This window comes from Burkholderia sp. THE68 (assembly GCF_009938265.1).
In the GTDB taxonomy this organism is placed as follows: Bacteria; Pseudomonadota; Gammaproteobacteria; order Burkholderiales; family Burkholderiaceae; genus Caballeronia.
Genome location: NZ_AP022316.1, coordinates 475067 through 493295, shown reverse-complemented (window position 1 = coordinate 493295; position 18229 = coordinate 475067). Strand labels below are relative to the sequence as shown.

The 18229-nt window shown below is 64.1% G+C and carries 16 protein-coding genes; 13 read left to right on the top strand and 3 right to left on the bottom strand.

What is annotated here, in order from left to right; genetic code table 11:
* Positions 1-207 precede the first annotated feature (207 nt).
* Positions 208-1230 carry a transporter gene (locus BTHE68_RS15780; RefSeq protein ID WP_162067273.1) on the top strand — a complete coding sequence of 341 codons (1023 nt, stop codon included), beginning with the start codon at positions 208-210 and terminating at the stop codon, positions 1228-1230.
* 22 nt (positions 1231-1252) lie between these two features.
* On the opposite strand, the gene BTHE68_RS15775 is transcribed toward BTHE68_RS15780, so the two are convergent.
* Positions 1253-1720, bottom strand: a complete 468-nt coding sequence (locus BTHE68_RS15775; RefSeq protein ID WP_162067272.1) for a nuclear transport factor 2 family protein — start codon at positions 1718-1720, stop codon at positions 1253-1255.
* 100 nt (positions 1721-1820) lie between these two features.
* Here BTHE68_RS15775 and BTHE68_RS15770 point away from each other — a divergent pair, with 100 nt between their 5' ends.
* Positions 1821-2405 carry a TetR/AcrR family transcriptional regulator gene (locus BTHE68_RS15770; RefSeq protein WP_162067271.1) on the top strand — a complete coding sequence of 195 codons (585 nt, stop codon included), beginning with the start codon at positions 1821-1823 and terminating at the stop codon, positions 2403-2405.
* Positions 2406-2554: 149 nt separating this feature from the next.
* On the opposite strand, the gene pdxR is transcribed toward BTHE68_RS15770, so the two are convergent.
* Entirely contained in the window at positions 2555-4051 is a 1497-nt protein-coding gene (pdxR, locus tag BTHE68_RS15765) for a MocR-like pyridoxine biosynthesis transcription factor PdxR (protein ID WP_162067270.1), read from the bottom strand.
* Between the two features lie 183 nt (positions 4052-4234).
* Between pdxR and BTHE68_RS15760 the strand changes: the two genes are divergently transcribed.
* From BTHE68_RS15760 to BTHE68_RS15740, 5 genes are all read left to right on the top strand, one after another.
* The gene (locus BTHE68_RS15760) at positions 4235-5335 is read left to right on the top strand and encodes an ABC transporter ATP-binding protein (RefSeq protein ID WP_162067269.1); all 1101 of its coding nucleotides are present in this window, start codon (positions 4235-4237) and stop codon (positions 5333-5335) included.
* Between the two features lie 72 nt (positions 5336-5407).
* Entirely contained in the window at positions 5408-6442 is a 1035-nt protein-coding gene (locus BTHE68_RS15755; RefSeq protein WP_162067268.1) for an ABC transporter substrate-binding protein, read from the top strand.
* Between the two features lie 66 nt (positions 6443-6508).
* On the top strand, positions 6509-7780 hold the full coding sequence (locus tag BTHE68_RS15750) for an ABC transporter permease (protein ID WP_174258051.1): 1272 nt from the start codon (positions 6509-6511) through the stop codon (positions 7778-7780).
* Between the two features lie 6 nt (positions 7781-7786).
* On the top strand, positions 7787-8623 hold the full coding sequence (locus tag BTHE68_RS15745) for an ABC transporter permease (protein WP_162067267.1): 837 nt from the start codon (positions 7787-7789) through the stop codon (positions 8621-8623).
* 432 nt (positions 8624-9055) lie between these two features.
* Positions 9056-9523 carry a DUF3331 domain-containing protein gene (locus tag BTHE68_RS15740; RefSeq protein ID WP_225936319.1) on the top strand — a complete coding sequence of 156 codons (468 nt, stop codon included), beginning with the start codon at positions 9056-9058 and terminating at the stop codon, positions 9521-9523.
* 67 nt (positions 9524-9590) lie between these two features.
* Here the strand turns inward: BTHE68_RS15740 and BTHE68_RS15735 are convergent, their stop codons facing one another.
* Positions 9591-10205 (bottom strand): NAD(P)-dependent oxidoreductase, encoded by a 615-nt coding sequence (locus tag BTHE68_RS15735; protein ID WP_162067266.1) that lies wholly within the window; start codon positions 10203-10205, stop codon positions 9591-9593.
* Between the two features lie 442 nt (positions 10206-10647).
* On the opposite strand from BTHE68_RS15735, the gene BTHE68_RS15730 reads away from it, so the two are divergent.
* From BTHE68_RS15730 to bcsB, 6 genes are all read left to right on the top strand, one after another.
* Complete coding sequence (locus BTHE68_RS15730) at positions 10648-10845, top strand: hypothetical protein (protein ID WP_162067265.1); 198 nt, start codon at positions 10648-10650, stop codon at positions 10843-10845.
* Positions 10846-11402: 557 nt separating this feature from the next.
* A complete protein-coding gene (gene bcsD, locus BTHE68_RS15725) occupies positions 11403-11858 on the top strand; it encodes a cellulose biosynthesis protein BcsD (RefSeq protein ID WP_162067264.1) in 456 nt (151 codons plus the stop codon).
* A 121-nt stretch (positions 11859-11979) separates the two neighbouring features.
* Positions 11980-12729, top strand: coding sequence for a cellulose biosynthesis protein BcsP (gene bcsP / locus BTHE68_RS15720; RefSeq protein WP_162067263.1), 750 nt, complete (start codon positions 11980-11982; stop codon positions 12727-12729).
* Entirely contained in the window at positions 12726-13514 is a 789-nt protein-coding gene (gene bcsQ, locus BTHE68_RS15715; protein WP_162067262.1) for a cellulose biosynthesis protein BcsQ, read from the top strand. The genes bcsP and bcsQ overlap by 4 nt, the downstream gene beginning before the upstream one ends.
* Positions 13511-15724 (top strand): UDP-forming cellulose synthase catalytic subunit, encoded by a 2214-nt coding sequence (bcsA, locus tag BTHE68_RS15710; RefSeq protein WP_162067261.1) that lies wholly within the window; start codon positions 13511-13513, stop codon positions 15722-15724. Before bcsQ ends, bcsA begins: the two co-directional genes overlap by 4 nt.
* Entirely contained in the window at positions 15724-18228 is a 2505-nt protein-coding gene (gene bcsB / locus BTHE68_RS15705; protein WP_162067260.1) for a cellulose biosynthesis cyclic di-GMP-binding regulatory protein BcsB, read from the top strand. Before bcsA ends, bcsB begins: the two co-directional genes overlap by 1 nt.
* Position 18229 lies beyond the last annotated feature (1 nt).

Here is an 18229-nt window from a genome sequence, read left to right as displayed (position 1 = left end):
GGGCGCCGCGTGTGCGCCCGTCTTGCGTGGCGTGATGATACGCCGACAATATGACGGTCATATTCGCAGGCTCGCGAAACACGCGAGGCCATCGTTTCGTTCCCGCTGACGCGCTACCATCGCGATTCGGGGCGCGACCGATGGCACACTAGCGCGTGGCGGCGCGAACGCCCGAAGCGTCCCATCAGAATGCAACCGACTTTTCGCATGAATCCCGCTACCCTGCAAAGACCGCCCTACGGCTCCGATTTCTCCGGCCTCGTCTGCGGCTTTCGATTTCACGTCGATCACCCCGGCGAGCCGATCGATGCCGAAGCCGCGAGTCAATGGCTCGCGCGCGACGACACGACGAAGGAATTCGTCTGGCTGCACTTCGATCTCGCGAACAGCGCGTGCGAGCGCTGGATGCGTACCCGCCTGGGCCTGCCCGATGCATTCTTCGACACGCTCAACGAAGGTTCGCCCTCGACGCGCATCGAGCATCAGGAAGGCGCGCTCTTCGCCGTCATCAACGACGTGATGTTCAATTTCGAGTTGACGCCCTCCGAGATCGCGACGCTGTGGGTCTATACGCATCAGAAGCTGATCGTCACGGCGCGCCTGAAGCCGTTGCGTTCCGTCGATACGCTGCGCGAGTCGGTGAGGCGCGGCGAAATCTTCCGCTCGCCCGCGGAACTGCTGGCGCATCTGCTGCGCGATCAGGCGGATCTGCTCGTGCATATCGTGCGGCGCACGAGCGTCGAGGTCGACGGCATCGAGGATCGTTTTCTTTCGATGCGCGGCGCCTCGACCCGCACCGATCTCGGCGGCCTGCGGCGCGTGCTGGTGCGACTGCAACGGCTGCTCGCGCCCGAGCCCGGCTCCGTGTTCCGCCTGCTCGCGCGGCCGCCGCGCTGGCTGCATTCGCAGGATGTGCAGGACCTGCGCGACGCGACCGAAGAGTTCTCGCTCGTGCTCAACGATCTCGCCGGCCTCGTCGAACGCATCAAGCTGCTGCAGGAAGAAGTCGCGACGCGCATGGGCGAGCAAAGCAACCGCACGCTCTTCACGCTGACGCTCGTGACCGTGCTCGCGCTGCCGATCAATATCGTCGCGGGTTTCTTCGGCATGAACGTGGGCGGCATTCCGCTTGCAGAGAACCATCATGGTTTCTGGCTGCTGGTGGCGATCGTCGCCACCTTCACCGCGCTCGCCGGATGGTGGGCCTTCCGGCGCCGCCGCGACATGTAGCGCGCCGCGCCGCCGCCGATACTCAGAAGCCCAGGTCGCTCAGGCTCGGATGATCATCGGGCCGGCGGCCGAGCGGCCAGTGATATTTGCGATCGGCTTCCTTGATCGGCAGATCGTTGATCGATGCATGGCGATGCGTCATCAAGCCTGCCTCGTTGAATTCCCAGTTCTCGTTGCCGAAGCTGCGATACCAGTTGTTGGCGTCGTCATGCCATTCGTAGGCAAAGCGCACGGCGATGCGATTTTCCTTGTAAGCCCACAACTCCTTGATCAACCGATAGTCGAGTTCGCGCGCCCATTTGCGCCTCAGAAACGCGACCACTTCCTCGCGTCCGTTCGCAAACTCCGCGCGATTGCGCCAGCGCGTGTCCACGGTATAGGCGAGCGACACACGCTCGGGATCGCGCGTGTTCCACCCGTCTTCGGCGAGACGGACTTTTAGTTTGGCGGATTCTTCATCGAACGGCGGAAACGGCGGTTTGGATTCCATGGCGAGTCCTCTTCTTCAGCGATGAGATGTATTGGGTAGACAGATCTGTCTACCCGATGCACTCTAGCGCAGGTAGACGAACCTGTCTACAATCGATTGCATGAATACCTCAGCTTTCCCCGCCGATGTCGCCGAGCTCGCGCCGGACGAACGCATCCTGCATACCGCGCACGATCTCTTCTACCGCGACGGCATTCGCGCAACGGGCATCGATCGCGTGATCGCCGAATCGGGCGTCGCGAAGAAAACCTTCTATCGATACTTTCCGAGCAAGGACGATCTGATCGTTGCGTTTCTGGACTTTCGTCACGACAACTGGATGGCATGGTTCCATGATGCGCTCGCGCGTCACGGCGGCACGCTGAACGCGCTCGTGCCCGCGCTGGCGGAATGGTTCGGCAACGAAAGCTATCGCGGTTGCGCGTTCATCAATTCGGTCGTGGAAGTCGGCGCGACGCTGCCGCAGGCGGTCGATATCTCGCGGCGGCACAAGCGCGACATGACCGCGGCGATCCGCGCGCTCATGCCGGCATCGCGCACGGCCAAGGCCGACGCGCAGGCGCTCGCGCTGGCCGTGGACGGCGCGATCGTCGCCGCGCAGTTCGCAGACACGCCGGCGGATGCGTTGAAGGCGCTCGCGCGCGTGGTGCGGGCGGTCAAGCGCGGCGCGGCCGAACAACGATAGAAGCACACAAGAAAACACCGGCGCGAGGCCGGTGCGAAGGGTTGAGTCGGGGATTTGACACAACCCGAGAGAACTTCAAGAGTGCGATAGAAATGCCCGTAAGGGAAATCAAGTATTTCAATCAATGCGATTGAATTCAGAGGCAGGCTTCATGCGTGCGCGACCTGCATGGGCATGAGCGCGCGCTCGATGACATCGGCGAGCTTCGCGAAATTGGGCGCGATATCGTCGTTCGGCACGCACGCGTAGCCGAGCATCAAGCCGCGCAGCGCGGTTTCGCGATCCATGAAGTAATTGACCAGCGGCCGCGTCACGACGCCGGCTGCGAGCGCGGCGGACGCGACCGCGCGATCATCGACGAAACGCGGCAACTCCAGTACGAAATGCAGCCCGGCTTCGTCGCCGCGCACCGCGAGGGTGTCGCCGAAGCGTGCGCGAATGGCGTTGATCAGCAATTCCCGGCGCTCGCCGTAGAGTCCGCGCATGCGCCGCACGTGTGTCGTGAGATGCCCGTCGAGGATGAACTCGGTCAGCACGGCCTGCTGCATCAGCTGCCCTTCCCGATACAACTCCGCCACGCCCGTCCTGAACGTCTCCACGAGCGGCTCGGGCACGACCATGTAACCCATCCGCAAGCCCGGATACAGCATCTTGCCGAGACTGCCCACGTAGATCACCTGTCCGGCGTCGTCGAGCCCCTGCAGCGATGACAGCGGCCGACTGCCGTAGCGAAACTCGCTGTCGTAATCGTCCTCGATGATCCACACCTTGTGCTGGCGCGCGAACTCCAGCAGCGCGCGACGCCGCGCGAGGCTCATCACCATGCCGAGCGGATATTGATGCGACGGCGTCACGAGCGCGATGCGCGGCGGGTCGGCCATGTCGCGCGCGTTCGGGTTGAGCCCTTCTTCGTCGACGGGAATCGGCACGAGCGTCAGCCCCGACGATTGCAGCACGCTGCGCACGCCCCAGTAGCACGGGTCCTCGACCCACGCGCGGTCGCCGAAATCGGTGAGCAGCCGCACGGCGAGATCGACCGACTGATGGATGCCCGTCGTGATGATGATCTGGTCCGGCTGGCACTTCACCGAGCGCGCGACGCGCAGGTAGTCCGACAGCGCGCGCCGCAGCGGCCGATACCCGCCGCCGGGCGCATACGTGAGCAGATCGGGGCTCGCGCGCTTCCAGAGACGCGCCTGCAGCCGGCTCCATGTGCGCGCCGGAAATTCGGCGACGTCCGGCACGCCGGGCATGAACGCGCCCCACTGCTTCGGCGACACGCCCGCCTGCGCGATCAGACGCTCGCCGCGCCGCGAGATCGTGCATTGCGGCTGCGTTTCTTCGACCTTCGCTTTCTTGACGCCAACGCCGTCACGCGGCGCGGTATCGGCGACATAGGTGCCGCTGCCGGTCGTCGAGGTCACGTAGCCTTCGGCCGTGAGCTGGTCGTACACATGCAGCACGGTATTGCGCGCGATGCCGAGATCGGTCGCGAGCGTGCGCGAGCTCGGCAGCTTGGTGCCCGGCGCGAGCTGGCTCGTCAGGATGGCCTCCTGCATGCCTTCCAGCATTTGCCGATACACCGGTTCGGCGGCCGTGCGATCGAGGCGCGCGCTCAGCCAGTCGGCGAGGATGATGGTATCCATGATTGTTTCCCGCGCTAGGAGCCACTCTCTTCCAACAGCCCGAAGTGGTTCCATTTTGAATATTGAAATGGCTCCCCATTGTAGAACCGTAACGGGCTATAGTTATCCCAAGCAGTGGAAAAAATTTCCGGGCGTCGGCCAAGACGCGCGGCAGTACAGGATTTTCCGAAGGAGACACGGAAGATGAAATCCGATCAGGTGATCGTCAGCTTTCGCGGCGTTCGAAAGACCTATGACGGCGAAACGCTCGTCGTCAAATCGCTCGATCTCGATATTTATCAGGGCGAGTTCCTCACCCTGCTCGGGCCGTCCGGTTCCGGCAAGACGACCTGCCTCATGATGCTCGCCGGCTTCGAGTTCCCGACCGGCGGTGAAATCTGGCTCGACGGCAAGCTGCTCAACAAGGTGCCGCCGCACAAGCGCGACATCGGCATGGTGTTTCAGAACTACGCGCTGTTTCCGCATCTGTCGGTACAGCAGAACGTCGAATATCCGCTGACGGTGCGCAAGATGTCCGCCGAAGAACGCGCGCATCGGGTGAACAACGCGCTCAAGATGGTGCGCATGGAAAGCTTCGCGAAGCGCTATCCGGCGCAGCTTTCCGGCGGCCAGCAGCAGCGTATCGCGCTGGCGCGCGCGCTCGTGTTCGAGCCCAAGCTCGTGCTGATGGACGAGCCGCTCGGCGCGCTGGACAAGCAGTTGCGCGAGCACATGCAGATCGAGCTCAAGGCGCTGCACGAGAAGCTCGGCGTCACTTTCGTCTACGTCACGCACGATCAGGGCGAGGCGCTCACCATGTCCGACCGCGTCGCCGTGTTCGACAAGGGCATCGTGCAGCAGCTCGACACCGTCGATCATCTGTACGAAGCGCCGTGCAACGAGTTCGTCGCGAACTTCATCGGCGACAGCAACCGGCTGCGCGGCACCGTCGAACAGATTCAGGGCGACTTCTGCGAGATCCGTCTCGCCGACGGCACGCGCGTGTCCGGGCTCAATGTCGCAAACGCGAAACCGGGTGCATCGGCGATCGCGTGCATCCGGCCCGAGCGCATGAAGCTCACGTCGGGCAACGGCCACACGAATGGCAACGGCATCAACGCGCTCGCGGGCGAAGCGAAGAGCCTCATCTATTTCGGCGATCACGTGCGGATGCGCTGCGGCGTGCGCGAGCAGGACGAATGCTTCGTCAAGGTGCCGCTCGGCACGGCGGCGCTCGACGGCTTCACGCCCGGCGCGCCCATCGCGCTCGAATTCGCGCCCGAGCATCTGCGCGTGTTCGCCTGAATTCAGACGAAGCGTCTCGCTTCCGACTCCCGTAGCTCCACTGATAAAACCAAGCAGACAGAGGAAACCATCATGAAGAAGTTCGCACTGTGTTCCATGGCGGCGGCGCTCGCATGCGCGTCGGCGGTGTCAGGCGCGGCGGAAATCACCGTCGTCAACTTCGGCGGCGCGAACGGCGACGCGCAAAAGGTCGCGTTCAACCAGCCGTTCGAACAGTCGTCGAAGAACAAGGTCACCGCCGTCGAGTACAACGGCGAACAGGCCAAGGTCAAGGCGATGGTCGAAGCGAAGCACGTGAACTGGGACGTGGTCGAAGTGGAGTCGGGCGATCTCGGGCGCGGCTGCGACGAAGGTCTGTACGAAAAGCTCGACTGGTCGAAGATCGGCAAGAAGTCGGATCTCGTGCCCGAATCGCCGCAGACCTGCGGCGTCGGCTTCTTCGTGTGGTCGACGGCGCTCGCCTACAACGCCGACAAACTCAAGACCGGGCCGGCGAGCTGGGCGGACTTCTGGGACACGAAGAAATTCCCCGGCAAGCGCGGCATGCGCAAGGGCGCGCGCTACAACCTCGAATTCGCTCTGATGGCCGACGGCGTGGCGCCGAAGGACGTCTACAAGGTGCTCGGCACGAAGGCCGGCGCGGACCGCGCGTTCAAGAAGCTCGACGAACTCAAGCCGTCGATTCAGTGGTGGGAGGCCGGCGCTCAACCGCCGCAGTTCCTCGTCGCGGGCGACGTCGTGATGTCCACCGCGTACAACGGCCGGATCGATGCGGCGCGCAAGGAAGGCAAGAACCTGAAGGTCGTGTGGAACGGCAGCATCTACGACCTCGACTACTGGGCGATTCCGAAGGGCTCGCCGAACAAGGACGTCGCGCAACAGTTCATCGCGTATTCGGTGTCGCAGAAACCGCAGGAAACCTATGCGAAGAACATCGCGTACGGCCCGGTGAACAAGGCCGCGATCTCCGCGCTCGACGCCAAGATCAAGGCCGACATGCCGAACTCGCCGGAAAACGCGAAGAACGCGGTGTTGCAGGACATGGCGTTCTGGACCGATCACGGCGACGAGCTGGAGCAGCGTTTCACCGCGTGGGCGTCGAAGTAAACGCGTCATAGGCAGCAAGACGGTCGCGCTTTCCGAAAGCGCGACCGCAAAGAAGGAGACACAAGCGTGAACACCATGACGATCCCCGCGGACGATTCGCGCGAATCGAGCGCGCGCCTGAAGCGCGAACTGAAGATCGCCGACGCGAAGAAGCGCGCCATGGCGCTCGCGCTCATCGCGCCGCTCGCCATTTTCCTGTTTCTGATTTTCGTGGTGCCGATCGGCGCGCTGCTCACGCGCGCGATCGAAAATCCCGAAGTGGCGAACGCGCTGCCGCACACCGGCGCCGCGCTCGCGAAATGGGACCGCAAGGCGCCGCCATCGGACGAAGCCTATGCCGCGCTCGCGCAGGACCTGACCACGATCTCGGAAGGCGAATCGATGGGCGCGCTCGCCCGGCGCCTGAACACCGAAATTCCGGGCTATCGCTCGCTGGTCGCGAAAACCGCCCGCGCGATGCCTTTGACCGGCGACGACGGCAAGCCGCTGCCCGCCGCGCAAATCAAGTCGAAGTTTCTGGACATCGACGAACGCTGGAACGATCCCGCCTACTGGCAGGCGATCGCCAAGAACGCAGGCCGCTATTCACCGTTCTACCTGCTCGCATCGCTCGATCACAAGCAAGACGGCTTCGGCAATATCGTCCACGCCGATCCGGACCAGTCGATCTATCTGAACGTCTTTGGCCGAACGTTCGTGATCGGCGTCGGCGTGACTTTGTTCGCCCTGCTGCTTGGCTATCCCCTCGCCTACTGGATTTCAACGCTGCCCGAGCGCCGCGCGAATCTCGTGATGGTGCTCGTGCTGATTCCGTTCTGGACGTCGATCCTCGTGCGCGTCGCCGCCTGGATCGTGCTGTTGCAGAGCGAAGGGCTCGTGAACACGGCGCTGATCGGCAGCGGATTGATCGGCTCGCCGCTGGCGTTGCTGTTCAATCGCGTCGGCGTTTATATCTCGATGACGCACATCCTGCTGCCTTTCATGATCCTGCCGCTCTATAGCGTGATGAAATCCGTCCCGCCGACGTATCAGCGCGCGGCGGTGTCGCTCGGCAGCCATCCGTTCGCGGCGTTCTGGCGCGTGTATGTGCCGCAGACGTATCCGGGCATCGGCGCGGGCGTGCTGCTCGTGTTCATCCTCGCGATCGGCTACTACATCACGCCGGCGCTGCTCGGCGGGCCGAACGACCAGATGGTCAGCTATTACATCGCCTACTTCACCAACGTGACGATCAACTGGGGCATGGCGTGCGCGCTCGGCGCGCTGCTGCTCGCCGCGACGCTGCTGCTTTATGTCGTCTACGGACGCTTCACGCGCTCGAATGTGAGCCTGGGGTAAAGAAAGATGAAACTCGCCAAACCGATGTTCGCGCCGCATACCTCCGCCATCGAACGCATCTGGTATTTCGCGTTGCGTATCATTTGCGTGCTGACGCTGCTGTATCTGATTCTGCCGGTGCTCGCGATCGTGCCGCTATCGTTCTCGTCGAGCACGTTCCTGGTCTATCCGATTCCCGGCTGGTCGATGCGCTGGTATCACAACCTCGTCATGTCGCAGGAATGGCGCATGGCTGCAAAAAACAGCTTCATCGTCGCGCCTTCCGCGACGGTCGTCGCGACGATTCTCGGGACGCTCGCGGCGGTCGGGCTGACCAAGGCGAACTTCATGGGCAAGAGCGTGCTGATGGCCGTGCTCATCTCGCCGATGATCGTGCCGGTGATCGTCGTCGGCGTCGGCATGTATCTGTTTTTTGCGCCGCTCGGCATCGCGAATACGTATTTCGGGCTGATTCTGGCGCACGCGGCGCTCGGCGTGCCGTTCGTCGTGACGACTGTCGGCGCGACGTTGCAGAACTTCAACTACAACCTCGTGCGGGCGAGTCAGTCGCTCGGCGCGAGCCCGCTCAGGACGTTTTTCCGCGTGACGCTGCCGGTCATCGCGCCGGGCGTGATATCGGGCGCGTTGTTCGCCTTCGCTACCTCGTTCGATGAAGTCGTGGTGACGCTCTTTCTCGCCGGCGCCGATCAGACGACGTTGCCGCGCCAGATGTTTACCGGCATCCGCGAGAACATCAGCCCGACCATCGCGGCACTGGCGACGATTCTCATCGTGTTCTCGACGAGTCTGCTGCTGGCGCTGGAATGGCTGCGCGGGCGTGCTGCGGCGCGGGCGGTTGCTTAGAACGCGCGACCGTTAGCGAATCGCGAACAATGCACGCACAGCGTGCGCGTCGACTATCGCGCGGTGATCTCGCCGTCGACCGGTCTTCGGTGGCAACCAAGGACTGACCGAAGGGCAATGCAGGCAAGGCTTCGACTGGGTCCACGCCTCGCGCGAAGGGCCATCGCAGTCGCTTTGGCCATACAAAAAGCGCGAATCGCGAACAAAACCCCTCGCAGATGCGGGCGATTGCGCCTGGTCGGCCATCCGCGCCGGTCCGAGCATGACCTTACGAATCGCTTGAGCGCACGCCAGTAAAGGCACGACGCCGGCCCTCGACATCGGCTGCCCGATTATTCGTGACAACGGGATAGTGTATTCACTGATGCAGTATTTATCGGATTGTGCTTAATGACGTACGTTCTAGGTCGAGTCAAAGCCTGGAACAATGCCATGACAGCTTTTTCGAAAAGAGCGGACCCGTGGTCACAGACGGTTCACCTGCTCGAGGCGATGCCGAAGGATATCGCCCGCACTGCCCCATCTCAGAAAACGGCGCGCGCCGAAAGCGCGTTCCTCGAGCGCCTGACGCGCGACTGGAATCGCACGCATACGCATCGTCCCGATGACCGGCTGCCTTTTCCGCAGGCCATCGTGCGCGTGATCGAGCGTCCGAGCAGCGCGACGGCGCTCGTGTACTGGTCGGATCCTGGAACGTGTCACTACGGCTATCAGGGATGGCGCGCGACCACGGCCAACGCCGAGGGCGTGTGCTCGCTCTCGGGTATGCCGATTCATCGCGGGGATCAGGTCTATCGGCCGTCGCAGCGCGATCCGAAGCCACAGAACGCCGCCGCGATGATCCTCGCCGCCGCCATGCCGCAGAACAGCGAGGAAGTGGAAGTCGATTTCCACGGCTGACGCCAGCGGCAAAAGAAAACGGCAAGACCGGCATCGCTCGACGATGCCAGTCATGCCGCGCGCGCCTTCAATATCCGACGGTGATGCGCTGTCTGATATGGGCGCCCTTCTGGAACTCGTCGAGGAAGGCGATCGCGTAGTCCTCGAATGAAATCCAGCTGCGGCCGTTGTTGTCGACGAGCAGTTCGTCGACACCGAGCCGGAATTTCTTCGTGCGCGCGCCCGGAACGAACTCGGCTGAAGGCGAGATGAATGTCCAGTCGACGTCGCGTTCCCGTCGCAATGCATCCAGGAAGGCCGCGCCCGCGGTGGCTTCCGGTTTGTACGCGGACGGAAAGTTCGGCAGGTCCAGCACGCGCTGACCGGGCGCCGCATACAGGCTGCCCGCGCCGCCCACGACCAGCAGGCGCCGCACGCCGGCCCGCTTGACCGGCTCCAGAATCGCGCTTGCGGATACCGTGGCGAAGTGCGTCGCGCTGAACACCGCGTCGTGTCCCGCGATGGCCGCCGAGAGCGCGTCCGAATCCAGCACATCGACGTTCTGCGCGTCGACGCCGTCCCGCTTCTCGAGCGCGGACGTGTCGCGCGCGATGGCAGTGACCGTGTGTCCACGCCGCAACGCTTCCTCCAGCAAACGGCTGCCGACATTGCCCGTCGCGCCGACGATCGCGATTTTGCTCATTGCCGCTTTCTCCTTTCTTATTGGGGCGTCCGCACCGGCATCGTGCAACCGGTCGCTTCATGATAAAGGGAAACAAACGATGTCACAGTCGCCGCTTTCGATAGAATTTGTTTCCGCCAACGACGGAATTGGAGAATCCATTCGCGCAGCGTGATCATTAAAAGCCTACGTAGCATGCTTATGGTCATGCAATTTCCGGGCCGATTCCAGCCCTCTGGCGCAATATCGACACACCATCGTCATAATCCAATTGCGCATTCCGAACGGCACGCTGCCGTTACACTAGAGGCCCCGCACTCTCTCGAAATGCGCGACCGCGGCGATTACCGGCGCGCCGCGCGCAGCAGTTTCGGAGCGAGTTTTCAAATCGAAGTCGCCAAAATGTCATGACATTGGTTTATATTGCAGTTCCTCGCCGCTCCATTACCGGAAGGAGTTAATCGTGAAGAATCCGCAATTGCAGGGTGCCATCGAAGGACGCGACAATCCGGCAGGCGAAACCGCCTATGAAGCTATTCCGGTCCGCGCACTCCCAAAGGAGTCCGCCGACGAACCCGGCTACTCCGATTCGCTGGACATCCCGCTCAATTACGGCATCGTGATGGACGCAGTTCGGGACGCGGTACGCGCAAACCCCTGAGCGTTCAGAATTTCATGCGAAGCGCCCCACTCGGGGCGCTTTTTTTCGTCTGGCTTCATGTTGACCTGAAGCAGTCGCTTGCCAAGAAAATCAACCAGATCGCGCTCATCGCTGCCTGTACGCCGGTTAAGTTAGACGAATCATCGACTTAGCGGGCCTTCGGCACGATTCTGCAGCATACGTCAATCCGTACGAATCAGAACGCACGCCGCTCGATCGACTGTATTAACGAGATGGTACACTTCGCCTCCGCTTGGGGCGGCGGGTCGCGCGCGGCGATCGAACCACGCGCCTGGGTGTCGATATTTCGTCCATGCCGATGGGTCCCGAATGCCTGAATTGGGCTCTCTGCCACGTCCTTTTCGCCCAATCCCACAAAACAATCCGCTGCTAGTCTTTCTACTGGCGAAAAAAATGACATTGAAGTAAGTTCAGACGTGTAATAGCGCCTGGACAAACGTCTGGATCAATGCTCGCGGGGTAAAGGGATTCCTGGCGAGGCCGTAAACAAGACCGATCAACCTCATGCTGTGGCTTGCGCCCTGCTGAATGAAAACATGGCCGCTATTTTCGATTACCTGTTGGACAGTCAGATTTCCAGGCAATGGCGTGGCCTTCTGGCCGCGCTCGCGGACGAGTTCGAAGCGCAGATCGGGCGCAACGAACTGCGTCAGTTGATGCATCGCGTAGGCAGCCGCTTCGCCGACGCCCGGCCCTTGCCGGCCTGCGACTCCACCGCGGCGCTCGCCGACGCCCTCAATGCGCTCTGGCGCGACACAGACTGGGGCTTCGTCGAACTTTCCGATGAACGCGACTACTTGAGGATCGTGCATTTCTGCGCGCCGCTGCCCGCTTTCGGCGAACGCGCGCTTGCCTGGACGCCCGCGTTTCTCGAAGGTGCGTATCAGCAGTGGCTCGCCGCGCTCGGCGCGCAAGGGCTCGCGATCCGCCAGGCGAGCGAGTTCGGCGACGACGCCGGCATCGAATTCAGGCTCGCGCGCGTCGCGGCCTGAAGCAGCTTCAGCGTCATCCGACCGCCGCCCCGAAGCGGCGGCATCGACCGCCCCGACGGGCGGATCAAAACATGCAGCACCGGCCAGGCAGTAAGAATAGGCACGACGAGGAAGCGACATCATGAATACTTCGCGCGACATCGAGAAGCTGTTCGATCATTTCGGCGGCAATGCAGGCGACTACCAGGAAATCGGACGGGAGAACGAGGCCAAGACGGCCCGCACTCGCTGGCCGCTGCTTGCCACGCTCGACTTCGCGCAGCCGGCGATTCCCGAGATCGCGCCGCGCCGCGACGCACAGTCGAGCACGGCGCGCACGCGTCCGAGTGAACCGTCGGTCGAACCGGCCGACAAGCCGACGCCGATCCATCGCGGCAAGCAGCAGCTTTTCACGCGGCCGCATCGCCGCACGATTCCGCCCGTCACGCCGCCGGCGGCCGAATCGCTGAGCGCCTTGCGCTTTTCGGTGCTGGGCGAATCGGCGTCGAAGGAGACCGGAACGATTCCGGATTCGGCCACCGCTTCGGCGGTCGACGTGCCGCCGGTTCAGCCGCCCGCAGCGAAAGACGCCGGCACGAGCCACGCGGAAACGCCGCGCCTGGCGGCCACGGCCGGATCGGGCTTCCTCGCGCGCCGCGCGCCCGCCCATGTGCCGCCGGCGGCGCCCGCGCCGCGTGCGCCCGAGCCGGTGCCCGCCGAGCCACACTCGATCCTCGGCAAGCTCTTCAGGCCGCAGCAACAACACGCCCCGAGCGCGCCCACGGATTCGCTCGGCGCCATGTTCGAACGCCTGCGCCACGCCAACGAACCCACGAACACGCAAGCAAGCGCTGGCCTCGACGCGCGCGCGAGCCGCCTCCCACGCTCATGAAAGTCATCACGGTAGTTTCCGCGAAGGGCGGCGTCGGCAAGACGACGCTCGCCGCCAATCTCGCCTCGGTGCTTGCCGCGCGCAACCGTCGCGTGATCGTGCTCGATCTCGATCCGCAGAACGCGCTGCGCCTGCACTTCGGCATTCCGCTCGACAGCATCGACGGCATATCGCGCGCGACGCTCGCGGGCGATCCCTGGCAGACCGTGATGTTCGACGGCGTCGATGGCGTCACCGTGCTGCCCTACGGCGCCGTGATCGAGGACGACCGCCGCCGCTTCGAGGCACTCGTCGACAGCGATCCCGCCTGGCTCGCGCATGCGCTCGAATCGCTCGCGCTCGACCCCAACGACATCGTGATCGTCGATACGCCACCGGGTTCTTCCGTCTACACGCGCACCGCGCTCACGGCGGCGAATTTCGCGCTGAATGTGGTGCTGGCGGATGCCGCATCATATGCTGCGATTCCCGGCATGGAGCGCATGATCGACGCCTACGCCGCGCCGCGCCAGAACTTCGCGGGCCAGGGCTACGTCGTGAATCAGGTCGATCAATCGCGCCAGCTGAGCAAGGACGTGCTGAAGGTGCTGCGCAACATGCTCGGCACGAAGCTGTTTCCGGGGGTGATCCATCAGGATGAAGGCGTCTCCGAATCGCTCGCGTGCGACACGACGCTCATCCACTACGACCCGCTTTCGCAAGCCGCCGCCGATCTGCGCGCGTGCGGCGAGTGGCTTCTCTCCGCGGTCGATGCGATGGCCGCCTCGTCGAGGAAACTCGCATGAGCGCCGACAAGCCGTCGCCGGAAACGGAAGTGAGCGTCGCGACCTCGCGACTCGAACGTTTCGTCGATGCGCGCCTCTGGGGCAGCCGGATCATGGTGGTCCTGCTGACGATCTTCGCCGCCTTCGCGCTGTATTTCGTCGTGACGGTGCCGCTCGCGTTCGGCCAGCAGCTCGCGTTCGCGACCATCTGCTTCATCTGCGCGCTGGGATTCCGGCGTCTGCAAGGCCAGTACGCGACGCTCGTCATGATCATGCTGTCGGTGGTCGCGTCGGGCCGCTACATGTTCTGGCGTCTCACCGAAACGACCTACTGGGAACGTCCGCTCGACGCCGCCTGGGGTCTTCTGCTCGTCGCGGCCGAAGTCTACGCGGCGCTGGTGCTGCTGCTCGGCTACTTCCAGACCGCGTGGCCGCTCAAGCGCAAGCCGTTGCCGCTGCCCGCCGACCGCAGCCAGTGGCCGACCGTCGACGTATTCATTCCGACGTACAACGAGCCGCTCTCGGTCGTGAAGCCGACGATCTACGCGGCGCTCGCGCTCGACTATCCGACCGACAAGCTCACGATTCACCTGCTCGACGACGGCCGCCGCCCCGAATTCAAGGCGTTCTGCGAGGAAGTCGGCGTCAACTGGACGATCCGCTCGCACAACCGCCACGCGAAGGCGGGCAACCTCAACGAGGCGATGAAGATCACGAGCGGCGAATACATCGCGATCTTCGACTGCGACCACATACCGACACGCTCCTTCCTGCAGATCTGCCTCGGCTGGTTCCTGCGCGACAAGCTGCTGTCCTTGCTGCAGACGCCGCACCACTTCTTCTCGCCCGACCCGTTCGAGCGCAACCTCGGCACGTTCCGCAAGGTGCCGAACGAGGGCGAACTCTTCTACGGTCTCGTGCAGGACGGCAACGACCTCTGGAACGCGACCTTCTTCTGCGGCTCGTGCGCGGTGCTGCGCCGCTCGATGGTCGAGGAGATCGGCGGCATTGCGATCGAAACCGTGACGGAAGACGCCCACACGGCGCTCAAGCTGCATCGGCTGGGCTATACCACCGCGTATCTCGCGATTCCGCAGGCCGCGGGCCTCGCGACCGAGAGTCTTTCGGCGCATATCGGGCAACGCATCCGCTGGGCGCGCGGCATGACGCAGATTTTCCGCGTCGACAATCCGCTCACCGGCAAGGGTCTGAAGATCGGCCAGCGGCTCTGCTATCTCAACGGCATGCTGCACTTTTTCTATGGCGTGCCGCGTCTGGTGTTTCTCACGGCTCCGCTGTCGTATCTGTTCTTCGGCGCGCACGTGATCGAGGCGGCGGCGAGCAGCATCGCGATCTTCGCGCTGCCGCACATGATGCACGCGAGCATCACCAACTCGCGCATGCAGCGCAGCTTCCGCCATTCGTTCTGGGCCGAAGTGTATGAGTCGGTGCTGGCGTCGTACATCACCGCGCCGACGCTGCTCGCGGTCATCAACCCGAAGCTCGGCAAGTTCAACGTGACGGCCAAGGGCGGCCAGATCGCGAAGGATTACTTCGACTGGTACATCTCGCGCCCGTATCTGTTCCTGCTGCTGCTGAACCTGCTCGGCTTCATCGCGGGCATCGTGCATATCGTCATGTACTGGCATGTCCGCAGCGAGGTGAACACGACCATCCTCAACCTTTGCTGGACGGTCTACAACATGCTGATTCTCGGCGCGTCGGTGGCGGCGGCGAGCGAGCGCAAGCAGGTGCGCGCGACGCATCGCGTGACGATGAAGATGCCCGTGATGCTCAAGTTCTCGACCGGCCGCACCCTCGCGTGCGAGACCATCGACTATTCGGAAGGCGGCGTCGGCGTCGCGCTGCCGAGCAAGATCGAAGTGCCGATGCACGAACGCGTGACCGTGTCGCTGTTTCGCGGCGACGAGGAATACGCGTTCCCGGCGACGGTCGGCTATACCGAGCCGGGGCGCGTCGGCCTGCGTTTCTCGCAGCTCACGCGCGAGCAGGAATACGACTTCGTGAAGACCACTTTCGCGCGCGCGGACGCCTGGACCGGCTGGTCGGAGGGACGCCGCCCGGATACGCCGCTGCGCGGCCTGTCGCACGTGCTGCTGGTGGGCACGCGCGGCATCGCAGGTTTGTTCGAGCATTTGTACAGCGACCTTCGTACCTGGATGAACAAGCGCCCAGTCGATGTGAAGAAGCTGAAAACCAAAGACCAATAATGGGCACGGGTATGTCGAAGTTGCGCGTTGAAAACGAAACGGGCGAGCGCGCGCCGCGTTTTTGCGAAAGACCTCTGGGCCGAGCGCTGGCCGTTTTCATGGCCTTGCAAACCGCCCTGGCCGCGCCGGTCGCGTCGGCGGCGGCCGCAGTGAACGCAGCGAACGCCGCATCGGCAAGCGTCGCGGCGGCGCCGCAGCAGGCGACCGGCGTCGGCGCCGTGCCCGCACCGAGTCCGGCGGCTGTCTTCAACCCCGCCACGCTCCCGCAACCCGCGCTCGCGATGCCGGTGCCCGCGTTCTCCGGCAAGCCGGACAAGCCGCTCACCTCGCGCATTCCGACTACCGCCGATCCCGGCACGCTGGTGCCCGGCGGACGCCGCCAGACGCTGACCTTCGCCGATTACGGCGCGCTCGATCCGCTGCAACTGCGTGGCACGGACGGTCAGAACGGCATCGCGTTCTCGGTGCGCGGCGACGAAGTCGTGACCGGCGCGATCCTGCATCTGATCTACAGCTATTCGCCGTCGCTGCTGCCGTCGATCTCGCAGCTCAAAGTGCTCATCAATGGCGAAGTGGCCGCGACGCTGCCGGTGCCGCGCGATCAGGCCGGCGTGCTGGTCGCGCGCGACGTCGCGATCGATCCGCGCTTCATCACCGAGTTCAATCACCTCAACGTTCAACTGATCGGCCACTACACGCAGCAGTGCGAGGACCCGTCGAACTCGACGCTGTGGGCGACCGTCAGCAACGCGAGCTCGCTCGATCTCACGTATGCGTCGATCACGAACAAGCCCGATCTCGCCGCGCTGCCGCAGCCGTTCTTCGACCGCCGCGACGTGCGCCGCCTCGAACTGCCCTTCGTGTTCGCGGGCAAGCCGAGCCTCGGCGAACTGGAATCGGCCGGCATGGTGGCGTCGTACTTCGGCTCGCTCGCGGGCTATCGCGGCGCGATCTTCCCGGCGCAGACCGATAACGTGCCGCTGTCGGGCAATGCCGTCGTGTTCGCCGTCGGCGATGCGAAGATCGCGGGCGTCGACATTCCGCCGGTGAACGGCCCGACCATCGCGCTCGTCGAACGCGACGCCAGCGCGCGCGGCCGCCTCCTGCTCGTGCTCGGCCGCGACGACGCCGAACTGAAGACCGCCGCGAAGGCGCTCGGCGTCGGCCAGAACACGCTCTCCGGCACCAGCGCGACGATCACGCAGTTCACCGACCTGCAACCGCGCCGCCCCTACGATGCGCCGAACTGGCTGCCGACGGATCGTCCGGTGCGCTTCGGCGAACTCGCGGAGGCACGCGACCTGACCGCCCACGGCTACGACGCCGACGCCGTGCGCGTGAACCTGCGCGTGCCGCCCGACCTCTTCATGTGGCAGACGAAGGGCGTGCCCGTCGATCTCGGCTATCGCTACACGGTGCGTCCCGCGCCCGACCGCTCGTCGCTCAATATCAGCGTGAACGACGGCTTCGTGCAGTCGCTGCGCATTCCGGCCGTGTCGACCTCGACCTTCGATCTCGGCAGTTACTTCAGCCGCGTGCTGCCGGACAAGACCGTCGCCGCGCGCCGCGAGATCTATCTGCCGCCGCTGCTCATCACGCCGCGCGCTCAACTGCGCCTGCACTTCTACTACGACATCCCGAAGACCGGCGAATGCCAGGGCCGCGTGCTGGATAACGTCGTCGGCGCGGTCGATCCGAATTCGACCATCGATCTTTCCGGCTTCCCGCATTACATGGCGCTGCCCGATCTGGCCGCGTTCGCCAACGGCGGCTTCCCGTTCACGCGCATGGCCGATCTCTCGCAGACGGCGGTGGTGCTGCCGACCGAGCCGAATTCCGCCGACTACAGCCTGTATCTGCTGGAAATGGGCCGCATGGGCGCATCGACGGGCTATCCGGTGACGGGCGTCACCGTGACGAGCGCGAACGATGTCGACCGCTTCGCCGACAAAGACTTGCTGATTCTCGGCTCGCCGGGCCGCCAGCCGCTCCTGCAACGCTGGGCGAAGCAGATGCCCTTCTCCGGCGACGCCGACGCGCGCACCTTCCAGCTTTCCGATGTCGCGTTCAAGCTGGTCGACTGGTGGCATGGCGAACAAGGCCCGGAACGCTCGCCGGCGCGCGCGGACCTCTCGCTCGTCAGCTCGAACGGCGACGCGCTCCTGACCGGCTTCGAATCGCCGTTGAAGAGCGGGCGCAGCGCGGTGGCGCTCATCAGCGCGGCGGGCCAGTCCGACGCCGATCTCTCCGCCGCCCTGCTCGACAACGACCTGCTGCCGTCCATCCAGGGCGCGATGGCCGTGATCCACGGCCGCACGGTGACGGTCACCTCGAACGGCGAGGCGTATTACGTCGGCCATCTGTCGCCGATGCATTACATGCGCTGGGCGCTGTCGTCGCATCCGATTCTGCTGGTGCTCGGCGGCCTGTTCGCCGCGCTCATCATCGCCGCCCTGTTCTACCGTACGCTGCGCGCGATCGCCGCACGGCGCCTGAGGGATTGAT

Coding starts and splice junctions, on each gene's coding strand:
- bcsP (WP_162067263.1), top strand. CDS start 11,980: ATGAATACTTCGCGCGACATCGAGAAGCTGTTCGATCATTTCGGCGGC.
- bcsA (WP_162067261.1), top strand. CDS start 13,511: ATGAGCGCCGACAAGCCGTCGCCGGAAACGGAAGTGAGCGTCGCGACC.
- pdxR (WP_162067270.1), bottom strand. CDS start 4,051: ATGGATACCATCATCCTCGCCGACTGGCTGAGCGCGCGCCTCGATCGC.
- BTHE68_RS15775 (WP_162067272.1), bottom strand. CDS start 1,720: ATGGAATCCAAACCGCCGTTTCCGCCGTTCGATGAAGAATCCGCCAAA.
- BTHE68_RS15770 (WP_162067271.1), top strand. CDS start 1,821: ATGAATACCTCAGCTTTCCCCGCCGATGTCGCCGAGCTCGCGCCGGAC.
- bcsD (WP_162067264.1), top strand. CDS start 11,403: ATGGCCGCTATTTTCGATTACCTGTTGGACAGTCAGATTTCCAGGCAA.
- BTHE68_RS15745 (WP_162067267.1), top strand. CDS start 7,787: ATGAAACTCGCCAAACCGATGTTCGCGCCGCATACCTCCGCCATCGAA.
- BTHE68_RS15760 (WP_162067269.1), top strand. CDS start 4,235: ATGAAATCCGATCAGGTGATCGTCAGCTTTCGCGGCGTTCGAAAGACC.
- bcsQ (WP_162067262.1), top strand. CDS start 12,726: ATGAAAGTCATCACGGTAGTTTCCGCGAAGGGCGGCGTCGGCAAGACG.
- BTHE68_RS15735 (WP_162067266.1), bottom strand. CDS start 10,205: ATGAGCAAAATCGCGATCGTCGGCGCGACGGGCAATGTCGGCAGCCGT.
- BTHE68_RS15780 (WP_162067273.1), top strand. CDS start 208: ATGAATCCCGCTACCCTGCAAAGACCGCCCTACGGCTCCGATTTCTCC.
- bcsB (WP_162067260.1), top strand. CDS start 15,724: ATGGGCACGGGTATGTCGAAGTTGCGCGTTGAAAACGAAACGGGCGAG.
- BTHE68_RS15755 (WP_162067268.1), top strand. CDS start 5,408: ATGAAGAAGTTCGCACTGTGTTCCATGGCGGCGGCGCTCGCATGCGCG.
- BTHE68_RS15740 (WP_225936319.1), top strand. CDS start 9,056: ATGACAGCTTTTTCGAAAAGAGCGGACCCGTGGTCACAGACGGTTCAC.